The organism is Caproiciproducens galactitolivorans (assembly GCF_026672255.1).
Taxonomy (GTDB): Bacteria; Bacillota; Clostridia; order Oscillospirales; family Acutalibacteraceae; genus Caproiciproducens; species Caproiciproducens galactitolivorans_A.
In genome coordinates this window covers 175,591-189,900 of the sequence record NZ_JAPOHA010000001.1, presented here as the reverse complement: position 1 = coordinate 189,900, position 14,310 = coordinate 175,591, and the positions used below count along the sequence as shown (strand labels likewise).

Here is a 14,310-nt window from a genome sequence, read left to right as displayed (position 1 = left end):
TACCCAAGAGCTATCTGGGCGGCGGGATTTTCCCGCCGTCCTTATTTATGAAAAAAACGTTTAATCTCTATTTCCGCGTTTTCAACGGAATCCGAACCGTGGATCAGGTTTTCCTGCGTATTGAACGCATAATCCCCGCGGATCGTACCGGCTTCGGCGTCTTCAAACTTGGTTGCGCCCATAATTTTGCGCATTCCCAACACGGCATTCTCCCCTTCCACAATCATTGCCAGCACGGGGCCGGAAACCATATATTCCACAATGCTGTGAAAAAAAGGTTTATCCGCAAGATGCGCATAATGCTCCTTTAAGATGGCTTCGTCAAGCTGCATCATTTTCGCATCGGTAATTATGTAACCCTTCTCTTCGATTCTCGAAATAATTTTCCCGACCAACTTCCTTTTGATCGCGTCCGGTTTCAGCATAATGTATGTTCTTTCCATTTGAATACCTCCTTGTTTTTTATTTATTCTAATAATAGCATATTGCGTATTCGAATAAAAGCACAAAGACTGAATTTTTTAATTTGGAAGGTGAACACTAATGCCGGAGGTGATAAAATTGGATCTTCCATTGGGTTTTGGAATGGCGCTCGCCCAAAACGAGGAGGCGATGGAATACTTTTCGGCTCTTCCCCGCGCAAAGCAGCAGGAGATATTGGATCATACGCATGAAGTAAATTCAAACGGGGAAATGCATGAGTTTGTAGCCAGTATTAAAAACAAATATTAACATTCATAATCAATCGTGCGAAGGCAAAGATAATAGCGTGCAGGGCAAATATCGTATTTGAAAAAACGTGCCGAATGTGCATGGATATTCACCCTGTTAGGGCGGGGCCCAAACCTCGCCCGGTCTTACATAATTTTTTACATGGGGGCGGCTTTTTCCTTGGTGTGCTTCGCCTTTCCCTGAATTTCGGGTACGGGATTCACATCATTCTTCGGGATATGCGTTTTATGATTGCTCTCCGTGCCGTGCGGGTCCTTCGGATCCGGGCGCCTCATTCCTGCTTTAGCCACGTTGTGCCTCCTTACACGTCATTCTTTTGAATGGATTGTTTCTTTGCGTTCCGGTTTTGATTTTGATTCTCCCTTGTAATGGTCGTCTGTCCGTTTGCTTTTTTCACCCGGTCTTTTTTATTGTCCGGCTGGCTGTCCTTCGGCATTGCAATCACCTCCATCCGTATTATGCGCAGACGGAATTGTCCTATGCATTTTCCTTCGGATTCCGTCTGCGAGCCGTTCTATTTGTTTTTTAAACCTTTCTGCGCCGGATTACTGATCAGTTCACCGTCTTTGGTATACCTTGAACCATGGCAGGGGCAGTCCCATGTTTCCTCGTCCGGATTCCAGTGAACGCGGCAGCCCAAATGCGCGCATCTGCGCTTGGGCGGAGAAAACAAACCCGCGGTAAGACCCGCCACAGACTGCCCGACATCGGTGAAAAGATTTTTTGCGGAAGCGGACGCATTAAAACGCCGGGGAGAAAAAACTTCCGCGTTTTCATTCGTGCGGCCGCAGATTTCGTCACTGAGAATCATGGCGGCGACCATCGAGCTGGTCATGCCCCACTTTTTAAATCCGGTCACCACAAACAGATGCGGGGTTGAAGCGCTGTAACGCCCGATATAAGGAATGCTGTCCCATGATACGCAGTCCTGCGCGGACCAATGGCAGACCTCGCGGCTGTCCGGATAGTACTTCTTTGCAAAAGCCCGCAATTTTTCATAGCTGCTTGTATCCGGATGCTTGCCCGAACGGTGACCGCCTCCGCCGAGAAGTAAATGCCCTTCATAGCTGCGGAAAGAGTAGCCGTTCGGATCCGCGTCAATATACATTCCATCCGGGTCTTTTGCGTTTTCCAGCGCAATCACGTAGGAGCGGTCCTGATGCATCCGCGCAAAATACCAGCCCGGAACATTCAGAAAGGGAAAATGCGTAGCAATAACAATATGGTCCGCCGTTACCCTGCCGCGATTTGTAACAACGCTGTCGCCGCTGACGAATAACGCCTTTGTGTTTTCATAGATATCCAAATCCTTAGAAATAGATTGTATAAATTTGAGCGGATGAAACTGTGCCTGATTCGGGAATTTCACCGCCGCCTTCACTTCAAAAGGCAAACCGGTGGATGTTGTAAATTCCGCGGGAATTCCCAAACTGAGCGCGGCATTTGTTTCGGCCTCAATGTCCTGCATCTGATCGAGCGAATATACAAACGCGGACTTTGTTTCCAAATTACAGTTAATGCCGTTTTCGGAGATGATGCTCCGATACATTTCAATTGCTTTCTGGTTTGCGTCGGCGTACTGCTTTGCCTGCTCCTGCCCCACTTTTTGTATCAGGGTGTTGTAAAACAAATTATGCTGCGAGGTTATTTTTGCCGTTGTATTTCCTGTTACGCCGCTTGCCGTTTCCACCGCTTCCAGAACCGCAACTTTCTTTCCTTCTTTTTGCAGAAGGTACGCGGTCAACACTCCGGCCATTCCGGCTCCGATTACGATGGTGTCCACAACAAGATCGCCTTTCAGGGAATCCCTTTTTGGGAGACTGCAGCTTTCGTTCCAAATCGATTTCATAGACTATCCCTCCAAGGTTAAGATTTACAAAATTTTGCCTGATATACAAAAAAGCGTCCGGATGTTAACCGAACGCTCTTAAAAATGAAACCTTTTCAATTATACAAATCGGACGGACTTCTTTTTTCCATCACCACAACATTGCGCCATTCCCCGAACCGGTCTTTCCCCATTTTTTCCCGGTATCCTACCTCGCGGAACCCGCATTTTTTATGCAGCTCCAAACTGGCCGTGTTGTTTTGAAAGATAACAGATTCCAAAAGCCAGAACCCGCATTTTTCGGATTCCCGAACCAAATGATTTAGCAGCAGGGTTCCTGCGCCCTGATTTTTATAACGATCATCGATATAAATGCTGATTTCTGCGACGCCTGCAAAAACAGCGCGGTTCGAAACGGCGCTTAATACCGCCCAGCCGATCACGATTTCCTCGTCTGTAATGACGAACCGGCAGTCTTTTATATGCGTTTTGTCCCAATCCGTATAAGTCGGGCAATGGGTTTCAAAGGTCGCAAGGTTTGAGTTAATGCCGCTCTGATAAATTTTACGAACGCTGCTCCAGTCATCCTCGGCCATTTCCCGGATTTTATAGTTCATTGATTTCCCTTAACCCTTTCGTTGTTTGTTTCAGCTATTCCGGCTTTCCTGTTTTTAGTGCCGAATGAAAAAAAGCGCGATGATCAAGATACCGAAAACAAAACGGTAAACGGTGAAGATGAAAAAGCTTTTCGTTTTCAGATAGTTCAATAAAAACTTGATGCTCAGCATCCCAACGACGGCGGCCGTAACGACAGCAACGACAAACGGCAGCACGTCGATATTTACATGGGCCATATCTTTTGCGTGATAAAGCGCATCGCCTAAAATAATCGGTGTGGACAGCAGGAACGTAAATTTTGCAATACTTTCCCGTTCGATTCCGACCGCCCTGCCGACAGACATGGTAATCCCCGAACGGGAAACGCCGGGGATGATGGCGAGTACCTGGGCAATACCGATCAGCAGGCTGTGTTTAATGCCCATTTTCTCCAAGTGAATCGTATTCCTGCCAAACCGATCGCAGGCATAGAGAACAATGCCCATCACAATTAAGAGGATACCAATTAAAAGGGGGCTTGAAAACGCTCCCATATATTTGTCCAGAGTAACACCGGCCAAAGCCCCCGGTATCGTTGCAATGATCAGGCCCCAAAACAGCCTGCCGTCCGGCGTTGTCGGATTTTTAACCCCGGCTGTTATAAGCCGAACCCAGTCCTTGAGAAAGAAGGCGATAACCGCGATGGCAGTACCGAAATGTAAAGCGACATCAAAAACGTTTCCCGGATTTTGCCATCCAAAAATCCAGGGAAGAAGCGTTAAATGAGCCGTACTGGATATTGGTAAAAATTCTGCGATTCCCTGAACGATGCCGTAAACAATTGCCTGGATAACACTCATATTTTGAACTCCTTCTTAATTTCTCTCTATTTTAAAATAATTTACGGAATCAGTGATAACGTCTAAAGCATTAAACAAAAGGAAAAGAGGAAAGATCCGTTGTGTCGTAATACAACGAACAGACGGTATTTTATACTGCAAAAAAGTACCTTGTCAAAGGTACTTTTTTAAATCCCGAATCAACAGGAAATCCGCAAAACATGGCTCAAAGCCGCCTCCGCAAAACAGAAACCTTTTTCAGCCGTCAGCCGTCTTCGGGTTTTGGTACGGAAAGCAGCGGCAGCCGGACAATAAAATTGCTCCCCTTGCCCGCTTCGCTTTCCACACCCACTTCGCCGCCGTAAAGAGCGGCGAGATGTTTCACGATGGAAAGCCCCAGCCCGGTTCCGCCAATTTCACGGGAACGGCTTGCGTCCACGCGGTAAAAGCGTTCAAACAGCCGCTCAAAATGCTCCGGAGCAATCCCGATTCCGGTGTCCTTTACACTGATGATCGCCGTTTGTTTCTGCCGGCGGGCAGTCACCGTTACGCTTCCGTCCGGCTTGTTGTATTTAATGGCATTCTCGATTAGATTCCCGAAAAGCTGCTGCAGCCTTGTGGGCGACGCGGAAACAAACAGGGAACGGTCGGCGTCCAGGGTAACCTCTATCTTGTTTTTTTCCGCCACCGGAAGCAATCGGTCTATGCATTTTTTCAGTTCATCCTCCAGATCGCACGGGCAGACGCTCGGGTCCTCCTTTGCGTTTTCGATCTGGGACAGCGCCAGCATATCGTCAATCAAACGGCGCAGCCTTTCCGCTTCAATATCCAGCACGTCGTAGAAATAGCGGCGGGTTTCTTCATCCCGATCCGCGCTTTTTAAAAGCTCGATACTTCCGCTGATGGAAGTCAAAGGCGTTTTCAGTTCATGCGTTACATTGGCGACGAATTCGCTTCGCATCTGTTCCAGCTTATGCATACGGGTCACATCGGTAATGACGGCAAGGGCGGATTTTTCCTCCTGCCCAGCAATCGGGGAAACATAAACGGTAAACTGCTTGTCGTCCGGAGGTACCGTGAGCGTTTCCATTCCCGTTTTCGAAGTATCCATCGCCTGTTTCATCAACCCGGCGATTTTACCGATGAAAAGGCTGCCCTCGAATTTTCCGCCTTCTTTTAGGCTCAGTCTTTCCAAAAGCTTCCGGGCCCTGTGATTCAGAAAAAGAATTTCATTTTCCTCATTGACCGCCAGCACGCCGTCCTCCATTCCCTGAAGCACGCCTTCCAGCTGGTTTTGTTTGGCTGTCACCTGAGAAAAGGCGGTTTCGGTATTTTCCGCCATCCGGTTAAAGGAAAGGGCAAGCTCGCCGATTTCGTCCTTGTACGTTCCCTTTACGCGGCTGGTATAATCCCCTTCGGAAATGCGCTTCGCGGATTCCGTCAGCCGGTTTAACGGTTCGGATAGGCGATAAAACAATATTCCGGTTATGACAAAGACGATGGCAATGCCCAAAAACATGCTGAGCGCCGCGGTAGACCAAAGGTTTTCGATAATATGGTCCAAATCCTTTGTCGGCAGCGCCGCGCGGATAAAAAACTGATTTGGAATATACAGCGCTTCATAGTAATACTGCTCATCCAGGCTTGTGCTGACGCGCGTATCGTACCCGCGCCCCTTTTCCCTTGCCTGCATGATTTCCGGGCGGCTGCTGTGGTTCTGATGAATTTCCTTGTCCGCGCTGTCCCCAATGACTTTTCCGTTCAAATCAATAATGCTGATACGCATCTCCTGATTGGACTGCTTGAGCTGAACCCCCACCGCCGTTGCGGCGGCTTCGGGGTTTCGCCGGATTTCATCGGTCTGGGTGGACAGAATGCTCAGAGCGGTATCGAGCCGCCTTGTAAATTCTTTATAGTACTGCTGCTGTATCTGAAAAGCCGCCAGCAAAAATGCCGCGACGAATCCGGCCACGATGATCGCCGCGTTGATGAGCATCAGTTTCTTTTTCATAGCCGCCTCCGTTAATCCGGTTCCGTAAATTTATAACCGACCCCGCGCACCGTCTGAATGTAAGCCGGGTTATCCGGATTATTTTCGATTTTCTGGCGCAGGTAGCGGATATGTACGTCTACCGTGCGGGTATCGCCGTAATATTCCGTACCCCAAACCTTGTCGAGCAGAACATCGCGCGTCAGAACCTTCCCGCTGTTCCGCATCAGCATAACGAGAAGGTCAAACTCCTTTAGGGTCAGTTCGACGGGCCGATCCCCCTTTTTCACCAGATGGCGGACGATATCCACATGGAGGCCGCCTTTCGAAAGCGCCTGTACCGGCGCTTCTTTCTCCTGCCGCGCCGTCCGGCGCAAAACAGCGCGGACGCGGGCGCACAGTTCTTTTATGCTGAACGGCTTTACAATATAATCATCCGCTCCGATTTCAAGGCCGAGCACGCGGTCTATCTCCGCGCTCCGCGCGGTAAGCATCAGAATCGGAATATTCCGGGTCGCGGTGTCTTCCCTCAGCGTCCGGCATACCGCCAAACCGTCCGGATGCGGCATCATCCAGTCTAAAATAACCGCGTCCGGCAGCCGCTGTTTTACGGCGTTGAGCAGTTCCGTCCCATCGGCGAACTCAGCGGTTTCAAACCCGCTGTCTTTCAGCCCGATTGCAACCAGCTTTCGGATATTCCTTTCGTCATCCGCTATATAAACGAGTGCCATGCGTATCCCCTTACATTTCTTTTGTATTCAGATCGGGATGGACTCCGGTCTCCATATAAATAACCCATTCGGCAATATTCGTAGCGTGGTCGCCCATGCGCTCCACATACTTGGAAATAAAGAGAAGATCCACTTCGCGCATTACGTTGCTCGGATTTTCCGTAATGATGCCGCAGACTTCCAGGATAATCTTTGCGAACATAGAATCGACATTATCGTCGCTGAGGCAGACCTCGCGGGCGGCTTCCAGATCGCGGCTGAGGAAAACATCCATCGCATTGCGGAACATTTCGCGGGCGGCTTCCATCATTTGGACCACATGGGTAATGGCCAGACTGTTGGTGTTCAGCTCGCCGATCGTCAGTATTTCGCAGATATCCGCGCACTGGTCGGCTTCCCGTTCCATATCGGTAAGAATTTTCAGGCAGGCCGCGATGACCCGCAGGTCGGACGCCAGCGGCTGCTGCAATGCAATCAGGTTCATGCACAGTTTTTCAATATTGTGCTCCATCTGGTCGATTTCATTGTCGCTGTTGGCGACGTCCGCCGCCTTTTTTAAATCCATCGTACGCAGCGCGGCGATCGTTTCCTCGATACGCTGGTCAACGGTATTTCCCATATCGGTCATCTGCGAAATCAGGTTTGCGATTTCACGGTCAAAAATTTTTCTGGGCATAAGAATCCCTCCTCATATTATACATATTCATTTCTGAAATAGCTATATCAATCGAGTTCGTTAAAAAACTCGCGAAGCCGATTGGACGAACAGAACGTGCAGCCACTCCGTGGAGGAGCGGCAACGCTGTGCGTCCATCATCCGAAACGCCCGGTGATATAACGCTCCGTGCGTTCGTCCTTCGGATTGTTGAACATGGTAAGCGTATCCGTGTATTCAACAATCTGGCCAAGCAGGAAAAAAGCGGTGCGGTCCGCAATACGCGCGGCCTGCTGCATATTGTGGGTTACAATGATAACCGTATATTTTTCACGGAGGTCATCCATTAAATCCTCTATTTTCAGCGTGGAGACCGGGTCGAGCGCGCTGGTCGGTTCGTCCATCAGAAGAATGTCCGGTTCCACGGCAAGCGCGCGCGCAATGCACAGGCGCTGCTGCTGCCCGCCTGAAAGGCCGAGCGCGGATTTTCTCAGCCGGTCTTTCACTTCGTCCCAGAGCGCGGCGCTTTTCAGCGATTTTTCCACAATCTCATCCAGCGCCTGTTTCGACTTGATTCCGTGGACGCGCGGGCCGTAAGCGATGTTGTCGTACAGCGACATGGGGAACGGGTTCGGCTTCTGAAACACCATCCCGGCGCGTTTCCGCAGCAGGGTTACGTCGGTGCGCGGGTCGTAAATGTCCTCTCCGTCAATCAGCACGGTTCCTGTGATTTTACAGTTTTCCACCAGATCATTCATCCGGTTCAGCGTTTTTAAACAGGTGGATTTTCCGCAGCCGGACGGGCCGATGAAGGCCGTGATCTGATTTTTGGGAATCTCCATATTGATTCCCTTCAGCGCGTGAAAATCACCATAATATAAATTTAAATCCTGTATAACAATTTTACTTTCCATTTCTTATCCTTTCCTAAGAGCACGGGAAAACAACCCTGCAATCCGGTTGAGCAAGAATACTAAAATCAGCAGCACCGCCGCGGTTGCAAAGGCAATGTGCATCGCGTCGGGGGAAGAAGCTTCGCGCGCCGTCTGGTACAGATGCAGCGTTAAGGTGCGCCCGCTGGCAAAAATCTGCCGGAAGAAGCCGCGCGGCATATTGTAGGACAAACCGGAGGTGAAAAGCAGCGCCGCGCTTTCTCCGACAATCCGTCCCATTGCCAGAATAACGGCAGTAAGTACTCCGGGCATTGCGCAGGGAAGAACGATTCCCATTACGACGCGCAGTTTCCCGGCCCCGAGCGCCATCGCGCCCTCTTTGTAAGCTTCCGGCACGGAAAGGAGCGACTCCTCCGTAGTACGGATGATGGTCGGCAGAATGGTAATCGACATCGTCAGGCATCCGGCAAGGATGGAGGTTTGCAGCCGGAAAAGAATACAGAATACGGTGTATCCGAAAAGGCCGAACAGAATCGAAGGGATGCCCGAAAGCACCTCGGTGGTAAACCGAATCGCTTTCACCAGTCTCCCCTGCTTTGCATACTGCGTTAAATAAATTGCCGTGGAAATCCCGATCGGGGCGGAAATCAGCAGCGTGATCACAACAATATACATGGTATTGATGATCATGGGCAGGATTCCCTTTAAGTTTTCGTCGGTTTCGGAATAGGCCGTTGAAAGGAACGTCCACGAGATATACGGAACGCCGTTTACCAGAATATACAGCAGAATTCCGACAAGGGCAGTTACCGTCAGCGCAGCCGCGGCATTGATCAGGAATTTCAGGGCGGCATCTGCGGGGCGCTTTCTTTTGCCGTACAGCGAATTACCTGGCATCCATCTGCACCCCTCTCCTTGACAGAAACGTAAAGCTGATATTGACGATCATGATAAACACAAACAGCACCAACCCAATGGCGAAAAGCGCTTCGCGGTGCAGACCGGACGCATAGCTCATTTCCATCGCGATACCGGTCGTGAGAAGACGTACCGTGCCGAGAAGCGACGGCATATTGGCCACATTGCCCGCAACCATAATCACCGCCATGGTTTCGCCGATTGCGCGGCCTACGCCCAGAATCACCCCCGCGAGGATGCCCGACCGGGCGGCCGGAATACTGACTTTAAAAATCGTAATAACAGGCGTCGCCCCTAAAGCAAGCGATGCCTCGCGGTAAGCCTGCGGCACCGCTTTCAGCGACGTTTCCGTAACGCTGACAATCGTGGGAAGCACCATAATCGCCAAAATCAGAATGGCGGCCAGCAGGCTGTCGCCGATAGTGTTGTTCTGAAACGGCGGGAAACTGCGGATTGCGGGAACAATGACCAGCATGCCGAAAAAGCCGTATACAACGGACGGAATTCCCGCCAGCAGTTCAATTGCCGGATGAACGAGTCTGGCTACCTGCGGCTTTGCCGTTTCCGCCAGAAATACGGCTGTCAGAATGCCAACCGGAACGCCAAGAAGAATCGCGCCGACCGTTCCCGCAATGGAGGACAGAATCAGGGGCAGAATTCCGAAGGTTCCGGCCTCCGCGTTCCACTCTTTCCCAAACAGGAACTGCCCAAGGCCGATCTGCATGATGGCAGGGGAACCGGCGGCAAAAATATAAATCGTGATCAGGATAACCGAACCGATGGATACACAGGAGAAGACAAGGAAAATGGATTCTGCGAGCTTCTCCGCTCCCTGCGTCCAAATGGAGAGAACCGCGCAGGCGATTCCTCCGATCAGTACAAACAGAAAGGGCCAAAGATAGCTGATCGAAATTTTACTGATATTCAACTGCGTGACCGCCGTCTGAATAGAAGCTGTGGAGATCAGGACAATCAGCGGCGTAACCCCGGACAGAACATAAGCGAATCCCGCCAATACGGGTTTTTTGAAAAAGAGAAGGAGGATTCCGGCAGCCGCGAACAATACACCGGCAATTACCGCGATTCTGGTCAGCAGTGGAATCGTGACAAGCCCGCTGAGTTCCGGGCCGTGTACGCGGAAACCTTTTGCGGTGGCAAGCTGAAAACCGCTTACCAGATAAGTTGTATCTTTAAAGACGAACTGCATGTACGGAAGAAAAAACGAGAAAACGGAAACAAGGCCCAACCCAACTGCCAGACCTTTTTTCACGTTATTCTTCTTTCGTTCCTTTTGCGTGTTCTCCACGCTGCTGAATTTGCTCATTTTACCGTTACCAATCCGGCTTTTTTAATTACAGCCTTGCCCTCATCCGATTGAACAAACGCAAACCACGCTTTCACAAGGTCGCTGTCGGTGCCCTTCTTATAAATTTCTATGAACGGCCTTTGCGCTTTGTAGGTTCCGTTCACAATATTCTCTTCATTTACTTTCACATGGTCAATGTCAACCGCCTTTATGCTGTTGTTCAGCGAATCGAGCGAAACATAACCGATGGAACCCCTGTCGTTTCCAATCTTGTTTACAACCTCGCCGGTGGAAGAGAGCTCCGCGGCGTATTTGCATTTTTTAGCGCATTTGAAAATGCTCTCGAACCCGTCGCGCGTACCGCTTGCGGCTTCGCGGCCGAGAACGGTGATTTTCCGATCGTCTCCGCCGACGTCCTTCCAATTGGTTATTTCCCCGGTAAAGATTTTTGCAATCTGATCGCTGGATAAACCGGAAACCGTATTGTCTTTATGGACAACAATTGCGATCCCGTCGATTGCGATCGGCACAATCTCATAGTCGCCCGGCTTTTCCTCCGGTTTCATATTTCTGGACAGGTCGCCGATTAAAGCAGTGCCCGCACTAACAGCTTTCGCCGCGTCGCCGGAACCCGTTCCGCCTTTCTCAACCGTTACATCCGGGTATTTTGCCTGAAAGGCTTCCCCGAGCGCCTGGCAAACCTTCGCCATGGAAGTGGAACCGTTCAGCGTTAACTTCCCGCTTAAATTGGCTGTGTCCGCGGAAGCGTTCCCAGTCGCTGACGTTTTCGGAGAAGAATTTACGGAAGTGGTTCCCTGAATTTCTGAACTGCATCCCACAAACGCGGAACACAGAATCGCAGCCGATAAAACGGCGGATAAAATCTTTCTCATAATGCCCCCCTAATCATTCCTGTTTATCGAGTACGATTTTATAGTAAAGGCGCAATGTTAAATGTATGTTAAGCTTAGTTTAGATTGAATTTAAAAAAAATATACCGGATATTCGGCAGCCGGACCGAATCAAAAACCTTCCATCTTCCCATTCGAATCCAAGTCCTGTTTGAATCACCGAAAGGATGATTCTTTCCGGGTTTGTTGATATCGCCGCCGTATTTCCGGAAAAGGAAAGGTTCGTGGTGCAATATTCTGAATTTTCGTTTGCCTCTTTACTTTAGCGTGCTAATAAGGTAATATATTAATCAGCAGATATGCTTATTGAAGAGAGGTTTTTATGATGAAAAAAATAGTTTCTTTATTATTAGCAGCCGGAATCGCTTTTTCCTGCGCCGCCTGCGGCTTGGTCAGCCATTCCGGCAGCTCCGGTACCTCCTCCGCGGCAGCGGATGATTCCTGGAATAAAGTACAAAAGGCGGGCAAATTGGTGCTTGGGCTGGACGACGCATTCCCGCCGATGGGGTATATCGATACCAAGACGGGCCAATTGATTGGCTTTGACCTTGACCTTGCAAAAGAAGCCTGCAAACGCCTGAAAATCGAACTGAAAACCCAGCCGATCGACTGGAATAACAAAACCGTCGAACTGAACAACGGCAATGTAGACTGCCTGTGGAACGGTTTCAGCAAAACCGCCGAACGGGAGGAAAAATTCAATCTGAGCGCACCATACATGAAAAACCAGCAGATTATTCTGGTGAAAACAAATTCCGCCTTTCAGGGGCTTGATTCGTTAGCGGGAAAGACCATCGGTGTGCAGTCGGACTCTTCCGCCGAATCCGCACTGAATTCCAACGATCAATTTAAGAAAACCCTGAAATCGGTTGTTCAGATCGACGACTACTCGAAAGCGGTGCTCGAACTGCAAAACGGTACAATCGACGCCATCGGCATTGATGAAGTTGTCGCCCGTTACTACCTGACGAACAATCCCAACGCGTACAGGATTCTTCAGGAAAAAGACGGAAAAGACGCTTCCCTTGCAACCGAAGACTACGTAATCGGCTTCCGGAAAACGGACAACGCGTTAAAAGCCAAAATCGAGGAGGCTTTGAAAGAGATGGCCGCCGACGGAACAATAGCCAATATTTCAAAAAAATGGTTCGGCAAGGATGTTACGACCATCGGAAAGTAACGGTTTGAAGAGGATCTATCCTGCATTCCAAGGTTGGTAACCGAGGAAGCCATGTTATAAATTTCCTTCCGAGACTTTCTCTTCACTCGGAACGGAAGAAACCTGTTTTCCCCTGAGCGGCATGGAATCGGACAAAATCCGGTTCCGTGCCTTCGACTTTTTATCCGGACCTTGCTCAATAAGAAAATTACCTCAGGCAAGGTCGTACTGGGAGGTTCTTATTCATGAATTATCAAATGCTGCTGACGCAGATGCTGGAAGCAACGCTTATGACCCTGCGTATCTTTTTTGTCACGCTGATTTTTTCGCTTCCGCTGGGGCTGCTTGTTGCCAAAGGAAGAATGACGAAAATCAAAGTGATTAACCTGCCGGTAAAGCTGTACATCCTTCTGATGCGCGGCACCCCGCTGATGCTCCAGCTTTTGTTTTTCTTCTACGCATTCAAGCCCCTTTTCGGTATTCAGCTTGACCGTGTTTTAGCCGCCGAAGTCGCGTTCGTCCTGAACTATGCGGCTTATTTTGCGGAAATTTTCCGCGGAGGAATCGAAGGAATCCCGAGAGGGCAGCACGAAGCCGCGAAAGTGCTCGGTTTTACGCGGCGGCAAACCTTTTTCCGCATTATTCTTCCGCAGGTGGTTAAGCACATTATCCCCCCGATGGGGAACGAATTCATCACGCTGGTAAAAGATACCTCCCTTGCGCAGGTAATCGGAATCGTCGAGCTGCTGAAGATAACCTCCAACTGGGTTTCCTCTGCGGTGGATATGACGCCGCTGGTCATTGCGGGGGCTTTCTACCTGATTATGAACGGCATCGTCACCCGCTGCTTTACCGTTGCGGAAAATCGTCTTGGCTATTACCGTTAGGAGGGATTTATCAATGCAAATTCTAACTGCTGAGAATATAAAGAAAAGTTTCGACGGCACAAAGGTGCTGAACGGGATTTCCATTGGGATTGAAAAAGGCGAAGTGCTCGCGATTATCGGGCCGTCCGGTTCCGGAAAAAGCACGTTCCTTCGCTGTATTACACAGCTGGAAACGGTGGATTCAGGTGAAATTTCGATTTGCGGCGAAACCCTGGTAAAGAACGACGCAAGCGGCAAGGCTGTCTATGCCGACCGCGCGTCCTGCGTTAAGATCGGCCTGCACATTGGGCTTGTTTTTCAGAATTTTAATCTGTTCCCGCATTTCTCCGTCTTGCAGAATATTACGGAGGCGCCGATTCGGGTACTGAACAAATCAAAAGAGGAAGCCGAATCCACCGCCCACGCCCTGCTGAAAAAAATGGATCTGTCCGATAAAGCCGACGCCTACCCCTGCCAGCTTTCCGGCGGCCAGCAGCAGCGTGTCTCCATTGCGCGTGCTCTGGCGATGAATCCGGACATCCTGTTTTTCGACGAACCTACCAGCGCGCTTGACCCGGAACTGACCGGGGAAATTTTAAAGGTCATCCGTTCCCTTGCTTCGGAACATAGGACCATGGTGGTCGTCACGCATGAAATGAAATTCGCCCGCGACGTTGCGGATTACGTTGTTTTTATGGACAACGGTACCATCATTGAGCAGGGCAGGCCGGATCAGGTATTTGAAAATGCGCAGAATGAGCGGACAAAAGCTTTTCTCTCCCGCTTTAACGAAGGTTAATTTCAGATAAGTTTTATCTTGCCGAAATTTTGAAAAATAGCGGCAAAAAAGACGTACTGTTTTTACGCAGTACGCCTTTTCTTTTA

Annotated in this window: 17 protein-coding genes; 4 read left to right on the top strand and 13 right to left on the bottom strand. The window is 49.8% G+C overall.

Going from position 1 to position 14,310, the window contains the following annotated elements; translation table 11 throughout:
• Nucleotides 1-41 precede the first annotated feature (41 nt).
• Nucleotides 42-443, bottom strand: a complete 402-nt coding sequence (ndk, locus tag OUY18_RS00885; protein ID WP_268056822.1) for a nucleoside-diphosphate kinase — start codon at nt 441-443, stop codon at nt 42-44.
• Nucleotides 444-561: 118 nt separating this feature from the next.
• Here ndk and OUY18_RS00880 point away from each other — a divergent pair, with 118 nt between their 5' ends.
• Entirely contained in the window at nt 562-732 is a 171-nt protein-coding gene (locus tag OUY18_RS00880; protein ID WP_419196103.1) for a hypothetical protein, read from the top strand.
• Nucleotides 733-869: 137 nt separating this feature from the next.
• On the opposite strand, the gene OUY18_RS00875 is transcribed toward OUY18_RS00880, so the two are convergent.
• From OUY18_RS00875 to OUY18_RS00820, 12 genes are all read right to left on the bottom strand, one after another.
• Complete coding sequence (locus tag OUY18_RS00875) at nt 870-1,022, bottom strand: hypothetical protein (protein ID WP_268056821.1); 153 nt, start codon at nt 1,020-1,022, stop codon at nt 870-872.
• 11 nt (nt 1,023-1,033) lie between these two features.
• On the bottom strand, nt 1,034-1,168 hold the full coding sequence (locus tag OUY18_RS00870) for a hypothetical protein (RefSeq protein WP_268056820.1): 135 nt from the start codon (nt 1,166-1,168) through the stop codon (nt 1,034-1,036).
• Between the two features lie 78 nt (nt 1,169-1,246).
• Nucleotides 1,247-2,581, bottom strand: a complete 1,335-nt coding sequence (locus OUY18_RS00865) for an FAD-dependent oxidoreductase (RefSeq protein WP_268056819.1) — start codon at nt 2,579-2,581, stop codon at nt 1,247-1,249.
• A 95-nt stretch (nt 2,582-2,676) separates the two neighbouring features.
• Nucleotides 2,677-3,177 carry a GNAT family N-acetyltransferase gene (locus OUY18_RS00860; RefSeq protein WP_268056818.1) on the bottom strand — a complete coding sequence of 167 codons (501 nt, stop codon included), beginning with the start codon at nt 3,175-3,177 and terminating at the stop codon, nt 2,677-2,679.
• A 54-nt stretch (nt 3,178-3,231) separates the two neighbouring features.
• A complete protein-coding gene (locus tag OUY18_RS00855) occupies nt 3,232-4,017 on the bottom strand; it encodes an undecaprenyl-diphosphate phosphatase (RefSeq protein WP_268056817.1) in 786 nt (261 codons plus the stop codon).
• Between the two features lie 244 nt (nt 4,018-4,261).
• A complete protein-coding gene (locus OUY18_RS00850; protein ID WP_268056816.1) occupies nt 4,262-6,007 on the bottom strand; it encodes a HAMP domain-containing sensor histidine kinase in 1,746 nt (581 codons plus the stop codon).
• An 11-nt stretch (nt 6,008-6,018) separates the two neighbouring features.
• Nucleotides 6,019-6,717 (bottom strand): response regulator transcription factor, encoded by a 699-nt coding sequence (locus OUY18_RS00845; RefSeq protein WP_268056815.1) that lies wholly within the window; start codon nt 6,715-6,717, stop codon nt 6,019-6,021.
• Nucleotides 6,718-6,727: 10 nt separating this feature from the next.
• Entirely contained in the window at nt 6,728-7,393 is a 666-nt protein-coding gene (gene phoU / locus OUY18_RS00840; protein WP_268056814.1) for a phosphate signaling complex protein PhoU, read from the bottom strand.
• Between the two features lie 137 nt (nt 7,394-7,530).
• The gene (gene pstB, locus OUY18_RS00835; RefSeq protein WP_268056813.1) at nt 7,531-8,286 is read right to left on the bottom strand and encodes a phosphate ABC transporter ATP-binding protein PstB; all 756 of its coding nucleotides are present in this window, start codon (nt 8,284-8,286) and stop codon (nt 7,531-7,533) included.
• Nucleotides 8,287-8,289: 3 nt separating this feature from the next.
• Nucleotides 8,290-9,162 (bottom strand): phosphate ABC transporter permease PstA, encoded by an 873-nt coding sequence (gene pstA, locus OUY18_RS00830; protein ID WP_268056812.1) that lies wholly within the window; start codon nt 9,160-9,162, stop codon nt 8,290-8,292.
• Complete coding sequence (gene pstC, locus OUY18_RS00825) at nt 9,152-10,507, bottom strand: phosphate ABC transporter permease subunit PstC (RefSeq protein ID WP_268056811.1); 1,356 nt, start codon at nt 10,505-10,507, stop codon at nt 9,152-9,154. The genes pstA and pstC overlap by 11 nt, the downstream gene beginning before the upstream one ends.
• On the bottom strand, nt 10,504-11,382 hold the full coding sequence (locus OUY18_RS00820; protein ID WP_268056810.1) for a phosphate ABC transporter substrate-binding protein: 879 nt from the start codon (nt 11,380-11,382) through the stop codon (nt 10,504-10,506). The genes pstC and OUY18_RS00820 overlap by 4 nt, the downstream gene beginning before the upstream one ends.
• Nucleotides 11,383-11,722: 340 nt before the next feature.
• Here OUY18_RS00820 and OUY18_RS00815 point away from each other — a divergent pair, with 340 nt between their 5' ends.
• From OUY18_RS00815 to OUY18_RS00805, 3 genes are all read left to right on the top strand, one after another.
• The gene (locus OUY18_RS00815) at nt 11,723-12,580 is read left to right on the top strand and encodes an amino acid ABC transporter substrate-binding protein (RefSeq protein ID WP_268056809.1); all 858 of its coding nucleotides are present in this window, start codon (nt 11,723-11,725) and stop codon (nt 12,578-12,580) included.
• Between the two features lie 224 nt (nt 12,581-12,804).
• Complete coding sequence (locus OUY18_RS00810; protein WP_268056808.1) at nt 12,805-13,446, top strand: amino acid ABC transporter permease; 642 nt, start codon at nt 12,805-12,807, stop codon at nt 13,444-13,446.
• Between the two features lie 13 nt (nt 13,447-13,459).
• Nucleotides 13,460-14,224, top strand: coding sequence for an amino acid ABC transporter ATP-binding protein (locus OUY18_RS00805; RefSeq protein ID WP_268056807.1), 765 nt, complete (start codon nt 13,460-13,462; stop codon nt 14,222-14,224).
• Nucleotides 14,225-14,310 lie beyond the last annotated feature (86 nt).

Coding starts and splice junctions, on each gene's coding strand:
- ndk (WP_268056822.1), bottom strand. CDS start 443: ATGGAAAGAACATACATTATGCTGAAACCGGACGCGATCAAAAGGAAG.
- OUY18_RS00870 (WP_268056820.1), bottom strand. CDS start 1,168: ATGCCGAAGGACAGCCAGCCGGACAATAAAAAAGACCGGGTGAAAAAA.
- OUY18_RS00865 (WP_268056819.1), bottom strand. CDS start 2,581: ATGAAATCGATTTGGAACGAAAGCTGCAGTCTCCCAAAAAGGGATTCC.
- OUY18_RS00860 (WP_268056818.1), bottom strand. CDS start 3,177: ATGAACTATAAAATCCGGGAAATGGCCGAGGATGACTGGAGCAGCGTT.
- OUY18_RS00855 (WP_268056817.1), bottom strand. CDS start 4,017: ATGAGTGTTATCCAGGCAATTGTTTACGGCATCGTTCAGGGAATCGCA.
- OUY18_RS00850 (WP_268056816.1), bottom strand. CDS start 6,007: ATGAAAAAGAAACTGATGCTCATCAACGCGGCGATCATCGTGGCCGGA.
- OUY18_RS00845 (WP_268056815.1), bottom strand. CDS start 6,717: ATGGCACTCGTTTATATAGCGGATGACGAAAGGAATATCCGAAAGCTG.
- phoU (WP_268056814.1), bottom strand. CDS start 7,393: ATGCCCAGAAAAATTTTTGACCGTGAAATCGCAAACCTGATTTCGCAG.
- pstB (WP_268056813.1), bottom strand. CDS start 8,286: ATGGAAAGTAAAATTGTTATACAGGATTTAAATTTATATTATGGTGAT.
- pstA (WP_268056812.1), bottom strand. CDS start 9,162: ATGCCAGGTAATTCGCTGTACGGCAAAAGAAAGCGCCCCGCAGATGCC.
- pstC (WP_268056811.1), bottom strand. CDS start 10,507: ATGAGCAAATTCAGCAGCGTGGAGAACACGCAAAAGGAACGAAAGAAG.
- OUY18_RS00820 (WP_268056810.1), bottom strand. CDS start 11,382: ATGAGAAAGATTTTATCCGCCGTTTTATCGGCTGCGATTCTGTGTTCC.
- OUY18_RS00815 (WP_268056809.1), top strand. CDS start 11,723: ATGATGAAAAAAATAGTTTCTTTATTATTAGCAGCCGGAATCGCTTTT.
- OUY18_RS00810 (WP_268056808.1), top strand. CDS start 12,805: ATGAATTATCAAATGCTGCTGACGCAGATGCTGGAAGCAACGCTTATG.
- OUY18_RS00805 (WP_268056807.1), top strand. CDS start 13,460: ATGCAAATTCTAACTGCTGAGAATATAAAGAAAAGTTTCGACGGCACA.